This window comes from Stenotrophomonas sp. P5_B8, assembly GCF_054049855.1.
Map to the genome: position 1 here is coordinate 1 of NZ_JBFULO010000743.1, position 1,026 is coordinate 1,026.

Sequence of the window (1,026 nt, forward strand, 5' to 3'; positions counted from 1 at the left end):
TGGCTGGGGTCCGGACGACTGCACCATCCCCACCCCGCAGCTGACCGGTACCTACAGCAAGGAAAAAGCGCTGTCGCAGACCGCCGACCTCACCGTCGACTGGGACATCAGCCCGCTGTGGAAGGCCTCCTTCACCGGCGGCCGCACCTGGTCCGAGGGCGGTCCGTCGATGAACTTCAGCATGTCGGCCAAGCCGCGCCGCCAGGTCGATGGCGTGTGGCAGTCCGGCAACACCTACAGCGCCTGGGACCTGACCGGCACGCCGAGCGCCACGTTCTCGCCGAACCTGCAGGACCAGCTGATGGCCGGCATCGCCGAGATCGATACCGGCTCCACCGGTTCGTCGTGGATGCAGACCAGCGTCAAGCAGAACTACTTCCAGGCCGACGTCACCAAGATGTTCGAAAGCGGCTGGCTGGACTCGATCCAGTTCGGCGCCAAGTACCGTGATGGTGAAGTCCACCGCAATACCGGCAACACCTACTGGGTGTGCCAGGGCAAGGACCCGGCCGACTACGACAACAACCGCTACCAGGCCGGTTGCGATTCGACCGCGGGGCAGGCCCAGCCCGGCTTCTTCCTGTCCAGCCCGATCAGCAACATCGCCGGCGGCTTCAACGCCAACGTGTTCCCGGGCATCAACTACCCCGCCTACATCGACTTCCTCAACCAGAAGTACGGCGGTTCCTACAGCCGCAAGGAAGAGGACTTCGTCTACAACGTCAACGAGAAGATCTACTCCGGCTACTTCCAGGCCAACTTCCGTACCGAGCGCCTGCGCGGCAACGTCGGCGTGCGCGTGGTGCGCACCCAGCAGTTCGCCGAGTCCAGCGATTCGGTGGAGAAGTTCAACGACTACTTCCAGGACAACGCCGCGGGCGCGCCGATGGGCTGCAACGATCCGGCCGCTGGACCGCTGATCGCCTCCAACACCGGTTATGTGTGCCAGAGCGGTTTCGTGCGCCTGCCCGATGGCCTGGCCCGCGAGAAGACCTACGAGTTCGCCTCGCTTGAACGGACCTACAC

General features: G+C 64.3%; 1 pseudogene. It reads left to right on the forward strand.

What is annotated here, in order from left to right:
* A pseudogene (locus ACXJKH_RS21165) lies at positions 1 to 1,026 on the forward strand (TonB-dependent receptor); the annotation flags it as partial.